Raw genomic sequence first — 17,766 nt, forward strand, 5'->3', positions numbered from 1 at the left:
GCACATCTGTGCAAAAGCTCAAAGTCTGTTATGCCAAGTTAGACGCAGTCAAAACTAAAACTGATTCCAAACTCTATGAATTCGCCAGGCAGTCCTCAACCACTGCCCAGCACCAAGTTATGCCTGATGACCATAGCAAGTTGGTACCACTCCTTCCCATCCCGAACAGGACAGTGAAACGACTTTGCGCCGATGATAGTGCGGATACCCGTGTGAAAGTAGGTCATCGTCAGGCTCTTACAGCCCCAAACCGCCCTTCTGCTCCACCGAGCAGAAGGGCGTTTTGCTTTGCACATGCGCAAACAAAATCCCGCCAACCCCGCTTCCAGAGCCCCGTGATAAACAGGCCGCCATTGGCCCGATGGGCCTGGCAAGGTCCGTTAATGGCTCGCGCCACCTGGCGGGTTGCTCGTGGTCTTGGGTTCAGCCCCGCCTGCAGGCGGCAGGCCTCGGGATGCAAGTTGGCTCAGACCTGCGCTGGCCGGGTGAAACCGGTACACGCCGTTGGCGTCCAGCACGCGCTGCAGCTGTCCTTCCCGCCACAGCCAGTGCAGGTGTGCGAGGGCCTCGCCCATGGCAAAGGTCATCTGGTGGGCGTCGAGCTTGCGCCGGAACATCAGGTGCATTGCGTCGGCCGCGGATAAAGGGCCGTTTTCCGCGGCCCCTAGAATCTCGCCCAGCCGCGCCTCGTGGTGGTGTTGCAATTGCTGAATGCGCTCCTGCAGGCCCAGGAAGGGCTTGCCGTGGGAGGGCAGCACCAGCGTTGTCGGCGGGAGCGGCAGATAGCGGAGCAAGGATGCCAAGAAGAGACGCAGGGGGTTCGACTCCGGCTCGGTGGCATGGACGCTCACGTTGGTGGAGATGCGCGGCAACACCATGTCGCCGCTGATGAGCACCCCCAGCTGCGCGCAGTACAGCGCGATGTGCTCGGGCGCGTGGCCATAGCCGCTGATGCATTCCCAGGTGTGGTCGCCGATCTGTACGGCGTCCCCGTCCATGAGGCGGTGGTAGCGGCTGGGAATGGCGGGCACCAGCGTGGGGAAGTACGAGGCGCGGCCCCGCACGTGCTGCAGAAACGCGGGGTCCTGCATGCCGTGCTGGGTGTAGAAGTCCGCCCCGGCCTCGCCGCCAAAGCCGTCGCGGTCGTAGACCGCGGTGCGGGCCACGTGGTAGTCCGTGGCGCTGATCCACAGGCGCACGTTCCAGCGCTCGCACAGCCAATGCGCCAGGCCGATGTGGTCGGGGTGCATGTGGGTCACGATGACGCGCAGGATCGGCAGCCCCTCCAGGGCACTGGCAAATACTTGCTCCCATTGCGCACGTGCGCCGGCGCTGTCGATGCAGCAGTCCACCACGGTCCAGCCATCCACCGGTGTCCCGCGGGCATCGGGTTGCCGGTCCCGCAGCAGCCACAGGTTGATGTGGTCGAGTGCAAACGGCAGCCCGATCCGGATCCACTTGACGCCGGCCGCCACCGTGAGGGCGGTACCCGGGGCCGGCAGCGCATCGCCGTGGGGGTAGTGGATCTGGTGTTCTTGGGGGTTCATGGCGGCCGATCGCATGCGGTAGGATTGACGTTAACGTAAACGTCACGAATCCGGTGCACCATTGTAGGCAGCGATGGCCGCGGGGCTGTCTCTTGTGCGAAATGGCACCGGGCTCCGCTCCAGCACACCATGGCCATTACCTACACCATCAGCGATCTCGCCAAAGAGTTTGATCTCACCACGCGGGCCATCCGCTTCTACGAGGACATGGGCCTGCTGCAGCCGGCGCGCACGGGGCCTGCCGGCCGCAACCGCGTCTATAGCGCCCGTGATCGCACCCGGCTGCGGCTGACCTTGCGGGCCAAGCGCCTTGGCCTGTCGCTGACAGAGGCCAAGGAGATCATCGATCTGTACGACAGCCCCCGCGACACCGGGGTGCAGCTGCGCAAATTCCTGGACGTGCTGGTGGTTCACCGCAAGCAACTGGAAGAGCAGATGGCCGACCTGCGCGCGAACCTGGAGGAGGTCCAGGAGCATGAGGAAGAAGCCCGGGCCCTGCTGCGCAAGGTGGAATCGGAAAAATGATCCATAATTGACGTTTACGTAAACGTAAATCAAAAAACCGTGACCCTCCCTTCTTTCGAGCCCCGGTGCGCCCACTACGCCGAGCGGGTACGTGACAGCTTTGCCCGCCAGGGCGCCATGCAGACGCTGGGGGCGGCACTGGCCGGGATCGCGCCCGGCGTGGTCACCATCGAACTGCCCTGGGCCACGGCATTGACGCAGCAGCACGGGTTTCTGCATGCCGGCATGGTGGCCACCGCGCTGGATTCGGCCTGCGGCTATGCGGGCTTCACGCTGATGGCAGAGGAAGCCGCCGTGCTCACGGTGGAATTCAAGATCAACCTGCTCGCCCCTGCGCAGGGCGAGCGGTTCCGGATGGAAGGCCGCGTCCTCAAGCCCGGCCGGACCATCACCGTCTGCGAAGGCCGCGCCTTTGCCCTGGACGGCGACCGCGAGAAGCTCGTCGCCACCATGGGGTGCACCCTCATGGCGGTCACCGGGCGAGACGCCGTCCAGGGCTGAACACGCGGCTTCCAGCCTTTCGACTACCTACTTCCAAGGAGACAACCCATGAGCCTTTCCTCCCACCTGCCCGGCCTCAACTTCCAGCTGGGCGACGACATTGACGCGCTGCGCGACGCCGTGCGGGACTTTGCGCAGGCGGAGATCGCACCGCGCGCCGGCGAGATCGACCGCACCGACCAGTTCCCCATGGACGTGTGGCGCAAGATGGGTGACCTGGGCGTGCTGGGCATCACCGTGCCCGAGCAGTACGGCGGTGCCAACATGGGCTACCTGGCCCACATGGTTGCCATGGAAGAGATCTCGCGCGCCAGCGCCTCGGTGGGCCTGTCCTACGGCGCCCACAGCAACCTGTGCGTGAACCAGATCAACCGCAACGGCAGCGACGCGCAAAAGCAGAAGTACCTGCCCAAGCTGATCAGCGGCGAGCACGTAGGCGCGCTGGCCATGAGCGAGCCTGGCGCCGGCTCCGACGTCATCAGCATGAAGCTCAAGGCCGAGGACAAGGGCGGCTACTACCTGCTCAACGGCAGCAAGATGTGGATCACCAACGGGCCGGATGCCGACACCCTGGTGGTCTACGCCAAGACGGAACCCGAACTGGGCGCCCGCGGCGTGACGGCCTTCCTGATCGAGAAAGGGATGAAGGGCTTCTCCATTGCGCAAAAGCTCGACAAGCTCGGCATGCGCGGGTCGCACACGGGCGAGCTGGTGTTCCAGGACGTGGAAGTGCCCGCTGAAAACGTGCTGGGCACCGTCAACGGCGGCGCCAAGGTGCTCATGTCCGGACTGGACTACGAGCGCGCCGTGCTCACGGGCGGGCCCCTGGGCATCATGCAGGCCGTGATGGACAACGTGGTCCCCTACATTCACGACCGCAAGCAGTTCGGCCAGAGCATCGGCGAATTCCAGCTCATCCAGGGCAAGGTGGCCGACATGTACACCGTGCTGCAGGCGGGGCGCTCGTTTGCCTACACGGTGGCAAAGAACCTCGATATGCTGGGCACCGAGCATGTGCGCCAGGTGCGCAAGGACTGCGCCAGCGTCATCCTGTGGTGTGCCGAGAAGGCCACCTGGATGGCGGGCGAAGGGGTGCAGATCTACGGCGGCAACGGCTATATCAACGAATACCCCTTGGGCCGTTTGTGGCGTGATGCGAAACTCTACGAGATCGGCGCCGGCACCAGCGAAATCCGCCGCATGCTGATCGGCCGCGAACTGTTTGCCGAAACCTGCTGACAGCATTCACCCTCAACCCTCCACCGTTGCACTGCCAAACCCCATGTCTACCTCCATCGACGACCTGTTTGTCCACAACCGCGCCTGGGCGGCCGAGATGGAGCGCGAGCGGCCGGGCTTCTTCACGGCCCTGCTGGCGCAGCAAAAGCCCAAGTACATGTGGATCGGCTGCTCCGACAGCCGCGTGCCCGCCAACCAGATCACCGGCCTGGAACCCGGTGAAGTGTTCGTGCACCGCAATGTGGCCAATGTGGTGGTGCCCACCGACCTCAACTGCCTGTCGACCATCCAGTATGCGGTGGACCAGTTGCGGGTGGAGCACCTCATGGTGGTGGGCCACTACGGCTGCGGCGGCGTGCTGGCCGCGCTGGAGGGCACCCGGGTAGGCCTGGCCGACAACTGGATCCGCCACGTGACCGATGTGCGCGACCGCCACCGCGACCTGATCGCCTCCATCGCGCCCCAGTGGCGCCACGACGTGCTGTGCGAACTCAACGCCATCGAGCAGGTGGTGAACGTGGCGCAGACCACCGTGATGCTGGACGCCTGGGGCCGCGGCCAGAAGGTCACGCTGCACGGCTGGTGCTACGGCCTCAAGGACGGCCTCATCAACAACCTGCACATGACGGTCGACAGCACCGAAGGGCTGGAGTCTCTCTACAAGGCCGCCATTGCCGGGGTGGCGGCCGTGCAGCGCCAATAGGCGCCTGCCGCTGGTACCACGGTGCGACGGTTGAGAGCCCGCCATGTTCCCGCCACGGCTTGACGCGCCCCAGGCCTACGGCATTGCCAAGGCCATGATGGACGGGTTCAACCGCCACTACCGCCTGTTCCGCACGGAGTCGGCGCGGGCCAAGCACCGCTTTGAAACCGCCGACTGGGCCGGCCAGCAGCGCGCGCAGCGCGAGCGCATCGAGTTCTATGACCTGCGCGTAAAAGAGTGCGTGCGCCGGCTGGAGAAGGAGTTTGGCGCGGGCTCGCAGCCCATGGAGGTGTGGCACCAGGTGAAGCTGCACTACATCGGCCTGCTGGTGAACCACTACCAGCCCGAGCTGGCCGAGACGTTCTTCAACTCGGTGACGACCAAGATCCTGCACCGCACGCACTTCCACAACGACTTCATCTTCGTGCGCCCGGCCGTGAGCACGGAGTACATCGAGAACGACGAGCCCGCGGCCCGGCCCACCTACCGCGCCTACTACCCGTCGCGCGACAACCTGGCGCAGACGCTGCGGCAGATGGTCGAGCACTGCGAACTCCAGCGCGAATTCTCCGACCTGGCCCGCGACAGCGCCCTGGTGGGGGCGGCCATGCGGGCGCGGCTGGACAAGGTGCGGCTGCGGGCCAACTTCCAGATCCAGGTGCTCACCAGCCTGTTCTTCCGCAACAAGGGCGCGTACCTGGTGGGCAAGATCATCAACGGCTTCACCGAGATACCGTTTGCCCTGCCCATCCTGCACGGGCAGGACGGCAAGCTGCTGATCGACGCGGCGCTGTTCGGCGAGGACGACCTGCAGGTGCTCTTCAGCTTTGCCCGCGCCTACTTCATGGTGGACATGGAGATCCCCAGCGCCTACGTGCAGTTCCTGCGCAGCCTCATGCCCCGCAAGCCGCGTGCCGAGATCTACAACGCCCTGGGCCTGGCCAAGCAGGGCAAGACGCTGTTCTACCGCGACTTCCTCTACCACCTCAGGCACTCCACCGACCAGTTCCGCATTGCGCCCGGCATCAAGGGCATGGTGATGCTGGTGTTCGACCTGCCGAGCTTTCCTTTCGTCTTCAAGCTCATCAAGGACTACTTTCCGCTGCAGAAGGAAACCACGCGCGAGCAGATCAAGGCCAAGTACCTGCTGGTCAAGCAGCACGACCGCGTGGGCCGCATGGCCGACACGCTGGAGTACAGCGAGGTGGCGTTTCCCCGCGAGCGCTTTGACGACGCGCTGATAGCCGAAATCGAGAAGTTCGCGCCCAGCCAGCTGGAGATCAGCGACCGCGACGGCGACGGCCAGACCGAAGTGATCATCAAGCACCTGTACATCGAGCGCCGCATGATCCCGCTGAACATCTACCTGCAGGAGGCCTTCGACACCGGCCTGTCGGACCCGCGCGCGCGCCAGCAGATGGAGCACAGCGTCATCGAATACGGCAACGCCATCAAGGACCTGGTGGCGGCCAACATCTTCCCGGGCGACATGCTGTGGAAGAACTTCGGCATCACCCGCAACGGCAAGGTCGTGTTCTACGACTACGACGAGATCGAGTACCTCACCGACTGCAACTTCCGCCGCGTGCCCGCGCCGCGCAACGAGGAGGAAGAGATGAGCGGCGAGGTCTGGTACAGCGTGGGCCCGCACGACGTGTTTCCGGAGACCTTCGGCCCCTTCCTGCTGGGCAACGATGCCGTGCGGGAGGTGTTCCTGCGCCACCACGCCGACCTGCTGGACCCCGGCTTCTGGCAGACGCACAAGGAGCGCATCCAGGCCGGCCATCTGTTTGACGTGTTTCCCTACGACGCCGACCGGCGCTTCGAGCACGCGGCCGCGCCCCATGCCGTGGGCAGCGGGTAGGCGCCCAAGCCCTCTCGCGCCGCCCCCGCTGCGCGCGTTCGTTTCTCAACCTTTGTTCCCAAACCTTTTGAGGAGACCTCCCATGTCCACCACCGTTCAAGACCCCGTTGTCATCGTCGGCGCCGCGCGCACGCCCATGGGCTCGCTGCAGGGCGACTTCTCCAGCCTGGCGGCGCACGACCTGGGTGGCGCCGCCATCCGGGCCGCCATCGAGCGCGCGGGCGTGTCGCCCAGCGCCGTGGGCGAAGTGCTGTTCGGCAACTGCCTGATGGCGGGCCAGGGCCAGGCGCCCGCGCGCCAGGCCGCGTTCAAGGGCGGCCTGCCCAAGGAGGCGGGCGCGGTGACGCTCAGCAAGATGTGCGGCTCCGGCATGAAGGCCGCCATGATGGCGCACGACATGCTGCTGGCCGGCACGCACGACGTGATGGTGGCCGGCGGCATGGAGAGCATGACCAACGCCCCGTACCTGCTGCAGAAAGGCCGCGGCGGCTACCGCCTGGGCCATGACCGCATCTTCGACCACATGATGCTGGATGGCCTGGAAGACGCCTACGAGCCCGGCCGCAGCATGGGCACGTTTGGCGAAGACTGCGCCGCCAAGTACAGCTTCACGCGCGCGCAGCAGGACGCCTTTGCCACCGCCAGCGTGCAGCGCGCCAAGGCCGCCACCGAGTCCGGCGCGTTTGCGGCCGAGATCGTGCCCGTCACCGTCAAGACCCGCACGGGCGAAACCGTGGTGTCGGTGGACGAAGGCCCTGGCAAGGTCAAGCTCGAAAAGATCGCCACCCTCAAGCCCGCGTTCAAGAAGGACGGCACCATCACCGCCGCGTCCAGCTCCAGCATCAACGACGGCGCCGCCGCGCTGGTGCTGATGCGCGAGTCCACCGCCAAAAAGCTCGGCTGCAAGCCCCTGGCGCGCATCGTGAGCCACGCCACCCACGCGCAGGAGCCCGAGTGGTTCGCCACCGCGCCGCTGGGCGCCACGCAAAAGGCGCTGGCCAAGGCCGGCTGGCAGGTGGGCGACGTGCAGCTGTGGGAGGTCAACGAAGCCTTCGCCGTGGTGCCCATGGCGCTCATGAAGGAACTGGACCTGCCGCACGACAAGGTCAATGTGAATGGCGGCGCCTGCGCGCTGGGCCACCCCATCGGCGCCAGCGGCGCGCGCATCATGGTCACGCTGATGTACGCGCTGAAGGCGCGGGGCCTGACCAAGGGCCTGGCCACGCTGTGCATCGGCGGCGGCGAGGCCACGGCCGTGGCGCTGGAACTGGTGTGAACCCGTGCGTCGGCGGTGCGACGCGTTGCGCCGCTTGCGCTATTGAAATGATAGCTGCTGGCGCTTGTTGCATAAGCGCTAGAAGCCTTTTTTGCATGAAACCATGAACACCGTACTCATCCTGGGCGCCTCGCGCGGCATTGGCCTGGAGCTGGTGCGCCAGTCCACCGAGGCCGGCTGCCGCGTGATCGCCACCGTGCGCGACGAGGCCGGCCGTGCGCGCGTGCAGGCCCTGGGCGCCGAGGTGCTGACGGTGGACGTGGCCAACCCGGCCAGCGTGAGCGGCCTGGCCTGGCAGCTGGACGGCGAGAAGATCGACACCGCCTGGTACGTGGCGGGCGTGATCCGCCGGCCCGACGCCCGCACCCCGCCCACGCAGCAGGACTTCGACGCCGTCATGCACACGAACGTGCTCGGGGCCATGCAGGCCATTCCGCAGGTGGCGCCCCTGGTGGCCGATGCGGGCGGCGTGTTTGCGTTCCTGTCCTCGTCCATGTCGCAGATCGGCAGCGTGCCAGGCAGCGATGCCTGGCTGTACCGCACCAGCAAGGCGGCGCTGAACATGGCGGTGGCCGCCGCGCAGCACAGCTACCCCGGCGCCACGCTGGTCACCATCGACCCGGGCTGGGTGCAGACCGACATGGGCGGCGGCGGCGCCCCGCTGACGGTGGCCGACAGCGTGCGGGGCCTGCGCAACACCGTGGCAGGCCTCACGCCGGCCGACAAGGGCCGCCTGCTGCACCACGACGGCAGCCGGGCCGCGCATTGGTAGCCGGGTAGCTCCCCGCCACGGCCACCGCCAGCCGTGTTCCCGGGCTGGCTGGATGCGAGAGGCGTGGCCGCACGCCCCGATGCGTGCAACATTTGGACTTGCGACCCGGGGCCTGCGCTCCCAGAATGGCGCTGCGCGGGCTCCCCAGTCGCCGAGGTGGGGCGCGCGCGGCTTGGCGAAGGAGAGAGCGCCGTGCCTGCCTTTCAACCCACCGGGAGCCTTCCAATGTGTGACTGTCTTGCTACCCCCGCGGCGCCTGCGCCGTCCCGCCGCCGCCTGCTGGGCGGAGCCGCCGCCTTGGCGGCCCTTGCTTCCAGCGCGCGCGTGCTGGCCGCCGACACCCCTCTGCCCGACAACCGCATCGGCCCCGATGCCGCACTGGCGCGGCTGGTGCAGGGCAACGCACGCTACGTGGCGGGCCGGTCCACGCAGCGCGACTTTTCGGTCGGGCGCGTGGCCCGCACCACCGGCCAGAAGCCGTTTGCGGCCATCCTGAGCTGCGCGGATTCGCGCATCGCGCCCGAGCTGGCGTTTGACCAGGGGCCGGGCGACCTGTTCGTGGTGCGGCTGGCGGGCAACTTCGTCAACGACGACGCACTGGCCAGCATGGAATACGCGATCCAGTTTCTGGAGGTGCCCCTCATCCTGGTGCTGGGCCACAGCAACTGCGGCGCCGTGTCGGCCGCCATCAAGGTGGTGCAGGAGGGCACGCAGCTGCCCGGCCACCTGCCGGGCCTGGTCAACGCCATCCGTCCCGCCGTCGAGGCCGCATCGCGCCGCCAGCCCGCCAACTTGCTGACGGCGGCCACTGAGCAGAACGTGCGCCTCAACGTTGCCCGGCTGACCACGGCCGAGCCGATCCTGGCCGGGCGCATGGGCAGCGGCGCCGTGCGCGCGGTCGGCGGGGTGTACGACCTGGCGAGCGGGAAGGTCTCGCTGGTGTAGCGGTGCTGATGCTGCCGCGCGGCCGCCACGGTGCTGCCGCGCGGGTACGCAAGAGCACGTAGGCTGCGATGCCGGGGAGAGATCCGGCGCCAGCGCGGGCAAAATCGCATGTTGGCTTGCGGGCAGGTGGTTCGGCACACCGCCCGGCACGACCATTCCAAAAAAAGGAGACAACATGCTGCTGACCCAAGACCAGGAAATGATCCGCGACGCGGTGCGCGATTTCGCACAGACCGAGCTGTGGCCCAACGCCGCCCGCTGGGACAAGGAGCACCACTTTCCCCAAGACGCCCACCAGGGCCTGGCCGCCCTGGGCGCCTACGGCATCTGCGTGCCCGAGGAGCTGGGCGGTGCCCAGCTCGACTACGTCACGCTGGCGCTGGTGCTGGAGGAAATCGCCGCCGGCGACGGCGGCACCAGCACCGCCATCAGCGTGACCAACTGCCCCGTCAACGCCATCCTCATGCGCTACGGCAACGCGCAGCAACAGCGCGACTGGCTCACGCCCCTGGCGCGCGGGGAGATGCTGGGCGCCTTCTGCCTGACCGAGCCGCACGTGGGGTCCGATGCGTCTGCGCTGCGCACCACGGCCGTGAAGCAGGGCGATGAGTACGTGATCAACGGTGTCAAGCAGTTCATCACCAGCGGCAAGAACGGCCACGTGGCCATCGTCATCGCCGTCACCGACAAGGGCGCGGGCAAGAAGGGCATGAGCGCCTTCCTGGTGCCCACCAGCACGCCCGGCTACGTGGTCGCTCGGCTCGAAGACAAGCTCGGCCAGCACAGCAGCGACACCGCGCAGATCAACTTTGACAACTGCCGCATCCCCGCCGAAAACCTGATCGGCGCGGAAGGCGAGGGCTACAAGATCGCCCTCGGTGCGCTCGAAGGCGGGCGCATCGGCATCGCGGCGCAAAGCGTGGGCATGGCGCGCAGCGCGTTCGACTTCGCCGTGCAGTACGCCAAAGAGCGCGAGAGCTTTGGCACCGCCATCTTCAACCACCAGGCCGTGGGCTTTCGCCTGGCCGAGTGCGCCACGCAGATCGAGGCCGCGCGCCAGCTCATCTGGCACGCCGCGGCGCTGCGCGATGCGGGCCGCCCCTGCCTGAAGGAGGCCGCCATGGCCAAGCTGTTTGCCAGCGAGATGGCCGAGCGCGTGTGCAGCGCCGCCATCCAGACCCTGGGCGGCTACGGCGTGGTGAACGACTTCCCGGTGGAGCGCATCTACCGCGACGTGCGCGTGTGCCAGATCTACGAGGGCACCAGCGACGTGCAAAAAATCCTCATCCAGCGCGCGCTGGCGTGAGCTGCCAGTTGCTATTGAAAAAATAGCTGCTAGCGCTTGCTGGATAAGCGCTAGAGGCCGATTTTGCTTGATTCTTTGCATGTCTCAGATACCACTCCATCCGTTCGGGCTGAGCCTGTCGAAGCCAGGGCTTGCAGCGCGCGTGCAAGGCTTCGACAGGCTCAGCCCGAACAGGTGGGGAAGAGAAAGCGTCTGAGGTAGGTCGCTAATCAGGCGATTTGGCTTGAAGTCCCTTCAAGGCCAGGCCGCCAACAAGGCGGCAAGGGCGGGCCAGGCGCCCGAAAGTGCCTGCCATCGCCCGCCAGCGTCCGTCAGTCGGCGCTGCGCCGGGCCGCCCGCGGCTTGGCCGGCTTGTTGCGGGGCGCGGGCCCACGGCCGGCGGGGGGCTGCACCTTGGTGAGGTGGCTGGCCACCATGCCCGCCACGGTGCGGGCCACCGCATTCACATCCAGCGGCTCGTCGAAGATCATCTCGACGGTGGCATAGATCAGCTCCACCACGATGCGGCTGACCAGCTGCAGTTCGGCTGCGTCCGCCTCCGGCAGCGCCTGGGACAGCAGGCGCGCCTGCTCCTGCGTGACGGTGGCATGCGAGGCCAGGCGCACTTCCTGCAACGCGGGCACCGCGCGCAGCGCCCGCATGATCCACACCCCGCCCACGGTCTGCACCGTGGCTTCGTAGGTGTCGAGGATCAGCCCCTCCACGGCGCGCTCCAGGCTCTCCACGCCCCCTGCCAGCGCGTCTAGCGTGATCCAGCGGTCCACGCGCGCGTTCTGCGCCTGCATCAGGCGCTTGCCCAGCTCGGACAGCAGGGCGTACTTGTTGGGGAAGTAGCGGTAAAGCGCGGGCGGCGTCAGCCCCGCGCGTTCGCACACCAGGTTGGTCGACAGCCGCTCGATGCCCACATCGGCCAGCGTCAGGGCCGTCACCTCCAGGATGCGTTCATACGTCTCTGCGGCGCGCTGCTGCGCAGGCTGTTTCTTGGTGGCGAGAGAAGGCGGGTGGTGGCGGGTGGCGGGCATCAGGAGGAGCGTCCGGGATATCAGGGATTGTCCCAGTATCCGCAGTTTACGCAAACAGTAGTCATAACTATATACTAGTTATCACTACCCAAATGGTTTTGCTCTGGCTCAAGAAAGGAGCGCGCGATGAAGACTTCGATCTGCTGGCTGGCCCTGGCGGGCTGCCTTCTGGGAGCCACGGCCCGCGCGGCCGGGCCCGACGATGCCCACGGCCTGTGGATGACCGCCGAGCGCGACGCGGTGATCCGCTTCGCCGCCTGCGATGACGCGCCGGCCGCGCTGTGCGGAACCATCGTGTGGGACAAGGACGCCGGCACGCCCCCCAGCACCTGCAACGTGCGCATCGCCCAACTGTCCCGCTATGCCGGGGATGCCTGGCGCGATGGCTGGGTGTTCGACCCGCGCGACCAGAAGAAATACAAGGGCGCCGTGCGCGCCAAGGGGGACGAGCTGCGCATCCGCGCCTTCGTGGGGGTGGAGGTCCTGGGGCAGACCGAGCAGCTCCAGCGCGTGGCGGCCGTGCCGGCGGCACCGTCGTGCGCGCCCGGCTCCTGACCCGTCCTGCAGCCGCTTTCCAGACCGTTGCGTTTTCCTCCGTCCACCCCACCAAGGAGCCTCCCATGAGCCTGATCCGTGTCCCGTCCGCCGCGCTTGCCGTGGCCCTTTGCGCCAGCGTGGCCCTGCCGGCGTCCGCGCAGGAAACCGCCAGCTACGCGGTCACCACCGATGTGAAGCTCACCACCGACCAGCGCAGCCGCGGCGTGTCGGACTCGCTGCGGGGCCCGGGGGCCAAGCTCAGCGTGCAGCTCGCCCACGAAAGCGGCTGGGTCGGCCTGGCCGAGTTCGCCACCGTGAGCCGCAAGCAGTTTCCCGAAGGCGCGGGCGTAGGCGTCACGCTGGGCGGCGGCTACCGGTTCGGAGACCCGGACGGCTGGCACTACGGCCTGGGCCTGGCCGCTGAAATGTTTCCCGGCGCCAAGTTCCAGGCGCCCTACGGCTTCAACATGGAGACGGGTGAGCCCACGGACTTGCGCAGCACCCGCTACAACAGCGCGTTTGCCGTGGCCGAGATCGGCTATGGCAACCTGGAGGCCCGCGTGATGAACGTGATCTCCAAGACCTACCGCGGCATCAGCACCGGCGGGGTCTGCGGCGCCATGCTGTCGCTGATGGCGGACCCCACCCCGGCGCTGGAATGCTATGCCCGGGGCGACCACAACTCGCGCGGCAGCTGGCTGTTCGACCTGGGCTACAAGCACCCGCTCAACCCGACCACCACGCTCAACCTGCACGCGGGCTACCAGCGCATCGCCCACTTCAAGGAAGCGAACTTCTCGGACTACGCCATCGGCATCACGCACAAGCGCTGGGGCTTCAACTGGACCGCCGAATGGATGACCACCCGCACCCGGGTGCGCGAGCTGTACATCGCCATGGACGGCACCCGCCCCCGTGCGATGGACAACAGCCGCGTGGTCCTCTCGGTCTCGCGCAGCTTCTGACAGGACTGGTTGATGGACGAAACGCAGCTGGTGCTGGCGGTGGACCTGGGCACCTCGGGTTGCAAATGCGCCCTGGTCGCGCTGGACGGCAGCGTGCACGCCTGGGCCTTCCGCCCGGTGCCCCTGCACGTGCAGGGCGCGCTGGCCGAGCAATCTCCGCAGGCGTGGTGGGACGCCTTCCTCCACAGCGCCGGGGAAATCCTGGGGGCGGACGCCGCGCTGCGCCGCCGCGTGGCGGCGGTGTGCTGTTCCTCCCAGACCGAGGGCACCGTGTGCGTGGACCGCGACGGCCAGGCCCTCGGCAACGCCCTGACGTGGCTGGACGCCCGCGGCGCAGCCGCCATCGCGCGGCGGGTGCGCGGCAGGTCGCTGAACATCGAGGGCTATGCACCGCTCAGGCTCTGGCGCTGGCTGCGGCTGACCGGCGGGGCACCGTCGCTGTCGGGGCGCGACTCGGCCGGGCACATGGCCTACCTGCATGACGAGGAGCCTGCGCGCTATGCGCGCACGCACAAGTTCCTCAACGTGCTCGACTACCTGAACCTGCGGCTGTCCGGCCGCTTCTGCGCCACGCAGGACTCCGCCGTCACCTCGTGGATCACCGACAACCGCAACCCCCACCGCGTGCGCTACGACGCGGGCCTCATCCGCCTGCTGGGCCTGGATGCCGCCAAGCTGCCCGACATCGTGCACTCCACCGACGTGCTGGGCCCGCTGCTGCCGCCGGTGGCGCAGGCGTTGGGGCTCAGCCCGCACACCGTGGTGGTCGCGGGCGCGGTGGACACCTCGGCCGTGGCCGTGGGCGCGGCGGTGGCCGATTTCGAGACCCACCTGTACCTGGGCACCTCCTCCTGGCTGGGCGCGCATGTGCCCTTCATGAAGACCGACGTGCGCCACAAGATCGCCGCCATCCCCAGCGCCGTCGATGGCCGCTACCTGGCCATGGCGCTGCAGTCCACGGCCGGGGCCAACCTCTCGTTCCTGCGCGACCGCATCCTCTACCACCCCGACGAGCTGGCCAGCGACGAGGAGCATCCCGCCGTCTACGAGGTGCTCAACCGCATCGCCGCCCGGGTGCCGCCGGGCGCCCGGGGGCTGATCTACACGCCTTGGCTGCTGGGCGAGCGCACGCCGGTGGACGACCCGCGCCTGCGCGCCGGCCTGCTCAACCTGTCGCTGGAGCACACGCGCGAGGACATCTTCCGCGCCTTCCTGGAGGGCGTGGCGCTCAACACCCGCTGGATGCTGGAGCCCTTTGCGCGCCTGCTGGGCCGCGACGCCGGCGCCATCAATGCCGTGGGCGGCGGCGCCCAGTCGGACGTGTGGTGCCAGATCATGGCCGACGTCACGGGCCAGCCCGTGCGGCAGCTGGAGAACCCCATCCAGACCAACGCCATCGGCGCCACCTTCATTGCCGGGGTGGGCCTGGGCGCCTGCACCTTTGCCGACCTGGCCCACCGGCGGCGCACCCGCGCCGTCTACGAGCCCAGCCGCGCGCTGCGCCGCCTGTACGGCGACCAGTTCGAGACCTTCAAGGAAGTGCGCACCCGGCTGGCGCCGCTGTACCACCGCATCAACGCCCCAGACCGCGCGCAAGGAGCCGCCGCATGAGCCGCCAGCACACCCCCGCCACGCTGAGCATCCGCCAGAGCGCCGTCGCACTGTGCGTGGAGCTGTCGCGCCGCGGCCATTTCTCGGGCACCGGCGGCAACATCGCGCTGCGCATCGACGCCGCGCACATCGCCGTCACGCCTTCGGCCACCGACTACCTCACCATGGTGGCCGACGACATCTGCGTGCTGCGCCTGTCCGACCTGCAGCAGGTCGCGGGTGAGCGCGCCCCCTCGGTGGAAAGCGGCCTGCACGCCAAGGTGCTGCGCGCCCGCCCCGATGTGCAGGCCAGCATCCACACCCACCAGCCCGTGGCCAGCGCCTGTGCGTTGCTGGGGCTGCCGCTGGCCGTGCCGCCGGGGCCGCTGCAGGCGACGCTGGGGCCCTCCATCCCGGTGGTGGGCTACGCGCCTTCGGGCAGCGGCTGGCTGTCGTCCAGGCTGGCGCGCGCGCTGCGGGCGGACACCCATGCCTACCTGATGCGCAACCACGGCGTGCTGTGCTGCGGCCCCACCACCGGGGCCGCCGTGCAGGCCGTGGAAGACCTGGAGGCGCTGTGCCGCGGCCAGCTCTTGCAGGCCCTGTCCGAGCGCGCCCGGCGCGAGCCCGCCCGCCAGGCCGCGCTGCGCCGCGTGGCCGATGCGCTGGCGGCCTGACCGGCCTTCTTCTCCCTTTCACCTTCGCACCCGTCCACCATGAGCAATCTCGCCCCCTTCCACACCGCCGCATCGGCCGCCACACCCAGTGCCTTGGCTCCGCGCCCCGCCATCTCCGCCTGGCCCGACGTGGACACTCTGTACCGCCGCTTTGCCGAGCTGGTGAAGCAGCCCATGCGCCCCATCCGCGCCGACAAGATGCCGCAGGTGATGCGCTACTTCGACGAGCGCTGCCAGGGCTCCCGGCGCCTGTCCGAGCGCGCCAAGGCCGTGATCCCCGGCGGCGTGCAGCACAACCTGGCCTTCAACCACCCGTTCCCGCTGGCCATCGCCCAGGCCGATGGCGCCCACATGACCGACGTGGACGGCAACCGCTACATCGACTTCCTGCAGGCGGGCGGCCCCACGCTGCTGGGCTCCAACCATCCGGCGGTGCGGCAGAAGGTGAACGAGGTGCTGGATTCGTGCGGCCCCGTCACCGGCCTGCTGCACGAGTACGAGGTCAAGCTCGCCGAGCTGGTGTGCCAGAGCATGCCCGGCGTGGACATGGTGCGCCTGCTGGGCTCGGGCACCGAGGCCGTGATGGGCGCGGTGCGCCTGGCGCGCGCCTACACGGGCAAGAAGCGCATCATCAAGGTGGGTGGCGCCTACCACGGCTGGAGCGACCAGCTGGTCTACGGCATGCGCCTGCCCAAGACCGGCCGCATGGAGGCCGTGGGTATCCCGCACGGCGCCACCGGCAACACGCAGGAGTGCAACCCCAACGACCTGGATGCCCTGCGCAGCCAGCTGCGCTGGAACCGCCTGCGCGGCGGCACCGCAGCCGTGCTGCTGGAACCCCTGGGCCCCGAGAGCGGCACGCGCCCCGTGCACCCCGACTACAACCGGCAGGTGCGGGCACTGTGCGATGAGTTTGGCGCGCTGCTGATCTTTGACGAGGTGGTCACGGGCTTTCGCATCGGCATGGGCGGCGCGCAGGCCTACTTCGGCGTCACGCCCGACCTCACCGTGCTGGGCAAATGCCTCACGGGCGGCTACCCCATGGCCGGGGCCATCGGCGGGCGCCGCGACATCATGATGATGCTGGTGGGCGGCATCGGCACCACCGCCAAGCGCGCCTTCGTGGGCGGCACGCTGTCGGCCAACCCGCTGTCGTGCGTGGCCGGCTACTACGCGCTGCTGGAGGCGCAGCGCACCGACGCGGCCGGCGTGGCCGGGCGCGCCGGCGACCGGCTGCGCCAGGGGCTCGACGGCATCATCAACCGCCTGGGCCTGCCCTATGTGACCTACAACATGGGCTCCATCGTGCACCTGCAGACCTCGGGCGTGCTGCTGCTGGACACCGGCAGCCTCTGGAAGCTGTTCAAGGCCAAGGACGAGGCCAAGCGCCGCAAGCACATGATGGAAGAGATGGGCGCGGCCTACACCGCCCACGGCCTCATCACCCTGGCTGGCAGCCGCATCTACACCAGCCTGGCCGACACCGACGCGGTGATCGACGATGCGCTGAACCGTTTTGAAGACGTCTTCAAGCTGGTGTGACGCGTGCTGTTTTCTTCCATGCACCAACCGTTCACGCTGAGCTTGTCGAAGCGCTGCGCAAGGCTTCGACAAGCTCAGCCCGAACGGGCGTGAATGATCGAACACGGATTCGCAGGAGGCATCACCCCATGAACACCGAAGACCCACTGCGCCAGGAGTGGTCCGCGCTGCGCGACCGCCTGCAGGCCAGGCACCTGCTGCAGGGCGAGGGCTCCAGCCTGTCGCTGCGCATCCCCGGCAGCGATGCCATGTGGTTCGGCTTGGTCGCGGACGAGCAGCCGCAGCGCGTGCCCCTGCACACGCCGCTGCCGCAGGCCGCGGTGCACCGCCAGGCCTACGCGCAGCGCGCCGACGCGGGCGCCGTGGCCGTGGGCGGCGGGGCGTTCGGCCCGTGCCTGGCGGACTTTGGCGGCGCCATGCCCCAGGTGTTTGACGAGCAGGCGCGCCACCTGGGGCCCATGCACCCGGCAGCCGGTGCTTCGCCGGCCCTGCACGGGCGGGGCAACGTGGCGCTGGTGGCGGGGCGGCCCGTCTGCCTGGGCACGACGGCGCTACGGCTTGCGCTCAACGCCGAACTGTTTGAAAAATGCGCCAAGGCCTACGTGCTGGCAGTGGCCGGCGGCGGGCGCGTGCGGCCCTTGCCGTGGATCGTGCGCTGGGTGGCCAACCGGCGCCTGGCCAAGGACCAGCAGCGCGCCGCAGCACGCTTTCAGCAGGGCTTGCTGCCCGAGGAAAGCAAGGGCTACTGACCCCCA

Annotated in this window: 17 protein-coding genes and 1 rRNA gene; 16 read left to right on the forward strand and 2 right to left on the reverse strand. The window is 68.3% G+C overall.

The window, feature by feature from the left end:
- The first annotated feature begins 122 nt into the window (after nt 1-122).
- Nucleotides 123-235, forward strand: a 5S ribosomal RNA gene (gene rrf, locus ACOYR3_RS04560).
- Between the two features lie 145 nt (nt 236-380).
- Here rrf and ACOYR3_RS04565 read toward each other — a convergent pair.
- On the reverse strand, nt 381-1,547 hold the full coding sequence (locus ACOYR3_RS04565) for an MBL fold metallo-hydrolase (RefSeq protein ID WP_422845297.1): 1,167 nt from the start codon (nt 1,545-1,547) through the stop codon (nt 381-383).
- A gap of 129 nt (nt 1,548-1,676) precedes the next feature.
- Between ACOYR3_RS04565 and ACOYR3_RS04570 the strand changes: the two genes are divergently transcribed.
- The 9 genes from ACOYR3_RS04570 to ACOYR3_RS04610 all read left to right on the forward strand — a co-directional run bounded on the left by ACOYR3_RS04570 (nt 1,677) and on the right by ACOYR3_RS04610 (nt 10,678).
- Nucleotides 1,677-2,072, forward strand: a complete 396-nt coding sequence (locus ACOYR3_RS04570) for a MerR family transcriptional regulator (RefSeq protein ID WP_422845298.1) — start codon at nt 1,677-1,679, stop codon at nt 2,070-2,072.
- 117 nt (nt 2,073-2,189) lie between these two features.
- On the forward strand, nt 2,190-2,573 hold the full coding sequence (locus tag ACOYR3_RS04575) for a PaaI family thioesterase (protein ID WP_422846523.1): 384 nt from the start codon (nt 2,190-2,192) through the stop codon (nt 2,571-2,573).
- A gap of 48 nt (nt 2,574-2,621) precedes the next feature.
- Nucleotides 2,622-3,812: an isovaleryl-CoA dehydrogenase gene (locus tag ACOYR3_RS04580; protein ID WP_422845299.1), complete on the forward strand. Its 1,191-nt coding sequence runs from the start codon at nt 2,622-2,624 to the stop codon at nt 3,810-3,812.
- Nucleotides 3,813-3,855: 43 nt separating this feature from the next.
- Nucleotides 3,856-4,515, forward strand: a complete 660-nt coding sequence (gene can / locus ACOYR3_RS04585; protein ID WP_422845300.1) for a carbonate dehydratase — start codon at nt 3,856-3,858, stop codon at nt 4,513-4,515.
- Nucleotides 4,516-4,558: 43 nt separating this feature from the next.
- A complete protein-coding gene (gene aceK, locus ACOYR3_RS04590) occupies nt 4,559-6,379 on the forward strand; it encodes a bifunctional isocitrate dehydrogenase kinase/phosphatase (RefSeq protein ID WP_422845301.1) in 1,821 nt (606 codons plus the stop codon).
- An 82-nt stretch (nt 6,380-6,461) separates the two neighbouring features.
- Nucleotides 6,462-7,655 (forward strand): acetyl-CoA C-acyltransferase, encoded by a 1,194-nt coding sequence (locus tag ACOYR3_RS04595; protein ID WP_422845302.1) that lies wholly within the window; start codon nt 6,462-6,464, stop codon nt 7,653-7,655.
- 103 nt (nt 7,656-7,758) lie between these two features.
- Nucleotides 7,759-8,427 carry an SDR family oxidoreductase gene (locus tag ACOYR3_RS04600; RefSeq protein WP_422845303.1) on the forward strand — a complete coding sequence of 223 codons (669 nt, stop codon included), beginning with the start codon at nt 7,759-7,761 and terminating at the stop codon, nt 8,425-8,427.
- Between the two features lie 225 nt (nt 8,428-8,652).
- Nucleotides 8,653-9,372 carry a carbonic anhydrase gene (locus tag ACOYR3_RS04605; protein ID WP_422845304.1) on the forward strand — a complete coding sequence of 240 codons (720 nt, stop codon included), beginning with the start codon at nt 8,653-8,655 and terminating at the stop codon, nt 9,370-9,372.
- Between the two features lie 175 nt (nt 9,373-9,547).
- Nucleotides 9,548-10,678, forward strand: a complete 1,131-nt coding sequence (locus ACOYR3_RS04610) for an acyl-CoA dehydrogenase family protein (RefSeq protein ID WP_422845305.1) — start codon at nt 9,548-9,550, stop codon at nt 10,676-10,678.
- A 311-nt stretch (nt 10,679-10,989) separates the two neighbouring features.
- On the opposite strand, the gene ACOYR3_RS04615 is transcribed toward ACOYR3_RS04610, so the two are convergent.
- Nucleotides 10,990-11,700 carry a TetR/AcrR family transcriptional regulator gene (locus tag ACOYR3_RS04615; protein WP_422845306.1) on the reverse strand — a complete coding sequence of 237 codons (711 nt, stop codon included), beginning with the start codon at nt 11,698-11,700 and terminating at the stop codon, nt 10,990-10,992.
- A gap of 126 nt (nt 11,701-11,826) precedes the next feature.
- Here ACOYR3_RS04615 and ACOYR3_RS04620 point away from each other — a divergent pair, with 126 nt between their 5' ends.
- From ACOYR3_RS04620 to ACOYR3_RS04645, 6 genes are all read left to right on the forward strand, one after another.
- Nucleotides 11,827-12,255, forward strand: a complete 429-nt coding sequence (locus tag ACOYR3_RS04620; RefSeq protein WP_422845307.1) for a DUF2147 domain-containing protein — start codon at nt 11,827-11,829, stop codon at nt 12,253-12,255.
- Between the two features lie 65 nt (nt 12,256-12,320).
- Complete coding sequence (locus ACOYR3_RS04625; protein ID WP_422845308.1) at nt 12,321-13,202, forward strand: TorF family putative porin; 882 nt, start codon at nt 12,321-12,323, stop codon at nt 13,200-13,202.
- 12 nt (nt 13,203-13,214) lie between these two features.
- Complete coding sequence (locus tag ACOYR3_RS04630; RefSeq protein WP_422845309.1) at nt 13,215-14,813, forward strand: xylulokinase; 1,599 nt, start codon at nt 13,215-13,217, stop codon at nt 14,811-14,813.
- Nucleotides 14,810-15,469 (forward strand): class II aldolase/adducin family protein, encoded by a 660-nt coding sequence (locus ACOYR3_RS04635; protein ID WP_422845310.1) that lies wholly within the window; start codon nt 14,810-14,812, stop codon nt 15,467-15,469. The genes ACOYR3_RS04630 and ACOYR3_RS04635 overlap by 4 nt, the downstream gene beginning before the upstream one ends.
- Before the next feature lie 39 nt (nt 15,470-15,508).
- The gene (locus ACOYR3_RS04640; protein ID WP_422845311.1) at nt 15,509-17,011 is read left to right on the forward strand and encodes an aspartate aminotransferase family protein; all 1,503 of its coding nucleotides are present in this window, start codon (nt 15,509-15,511) and stop codon (nt 17,009-17,011) included.
- Nucleotides 17,012-17,139: 128 nt separating this feature from the next.
- Nucleotides 17,140-17,760 (forward strand): hypothetical protein, encoded by a 621-nt coding sequence (locus tag ACOYR3_RS04645; protein ID WP_422845312.1) that lies wholly within the window; start codon nt 17,140-17,142, stop codon nt 17,758-17,760.
- Nucleotides 17,761-17,766 lie beyond the last annotated feature (6 nt).

The organism is Acidovorax sp. M2(2025), from assembly GCF_049330835.1.
Lineage (GTDB): Bacteria > Pseudomonadota > Gammaproteobacteria > Burkholderiales > Burkholderiaceae_C > Acidovorax.

Excerpts from the sequence above, each read along its gene's own strand:
- ACOYR3_RS04565 (WP_422845297.1), bottom strand. The coding sequence starts at position 1,547 with ATGAACCCCCAAGAACACCAGATCCACTACCCCCACGGCGATGCGCTG.
- ACOYR3_RS04570 (WP_422845298.1), top strand. The coding sequence starts at position 1,677 with ATGGCCATTACCTACACCATCAGCGATCTCGCCAAAGAGTTTGATCTC.
- ACOYR3_RS04575 (WP_422846523.1), top strand. The coding sequence starts at position 2,190 with ATGCAGACGCTGGGGGCGGCACTGGCCGGGATCGCGCCCGGCGTGGTC.
- ACOYR3_RS04580 (WP_422845299.1), top strand. The coding sequence starts at position 2,622 with ATGAGCCTTTCCTCCCACCTGCCCGGCCTCAACTTCCAGCTGGGCGAC.
- can (WP_422845300.1), top strand. The coding sequence starts at position 3,856 with ATGTCTACCTCCATCGACGACCTGTTTGTCCACAACCGCGCCTGGGCG.
- aceK (WP_422845301.1), top strand. The coding sequence starts at position 4,559 with ATGTTCCCGCCACGGCTTGACGCGCCCCAGGCCTACGGCATTGCCAAG.
- ACOYR3_RS04595 (WP_422845302.1), top strand. The coding sequence starts at position 6,462 with ATGTCCACCACCGTTCAAGACCCCGTTGTCATCGTCGGCGCCGCGCGC.
- ACOYR3_RS04600 (WP_422845303.1), top strand. The coding sequence starts at position 7,759 with ATGAACACCGTACTCATCCTGGGCGCCTCGCGCGGCATTGGCCTGGAG.
- ACOYR3_RS04605 (WP_422845304.1), top strand. The coding sequence starts at position 8,653 with ATGTGTGACTGTCTTGCTACCCCCGCGGCGCCTGCGCCGTCCCGCCGC.
- ACOYR3_RS04610 (WP_422845305.1), top strand. The coding sequence starts at position 9,548 with ATGCTGCTGACCCAAGACCAGGAAATGATCCGCGACGCGGTGCGCGAT.
- ACOYR3_RS04615 (WP_422845306.1), bottom strand. The coding sequence starts at position 11,700 with ATGCCCGCCACCCGCCACCACCCGCCTTCTCTCGCCACCAAGAAACAG.
- ACOYR3_RS04620 (WP_422845307.1), top strand. The coding sequence starts at position 11,827 with ATGAAGACTTCGATCTGCTGGCTGGCCCTGGCGGGCTGCCTTCTGGGA.
- ACOYR3_RS04625 (WP_422845308.1), top strand. The coding sequence starts at position 12,321 with ATGAGCCTGATCCGTGTCCCGTCCGCCGCGCTTGCCGTGGCCCTTTGC.
- ACOYR3_RS04630 (WP_422845309.1), top strand. The coding sequence starts at position 13,215 with ATGGACGAAACGCAGCTGGTGCTGGCGGTGGACCTGGGCACCTCGGGT.
- ACOYR3_RS04635 (WP_422845310.1), top strand. The coding sequence starts at position 14,810 with ATGAGCCGCCAGCACACCCCCGCCACGCTGAGCATCCGCCAGAGCGCC.
- ACOYR3_RS04640 (WP_422845311.1), top strand. The coding sequence starts at position 15,509 with ATGAGCAATCTCGCCCCCTTCCACACCGCCGCATCGGCCGCCACACCC.
- ACOYR3_RS04645 (WP_422845312.1), top strand. The coding sequence starts at position 17,140 with ATGAACACCGAAGACCCACTGCGCCAGGAGTGGTCCGCGCTGCGCGAC.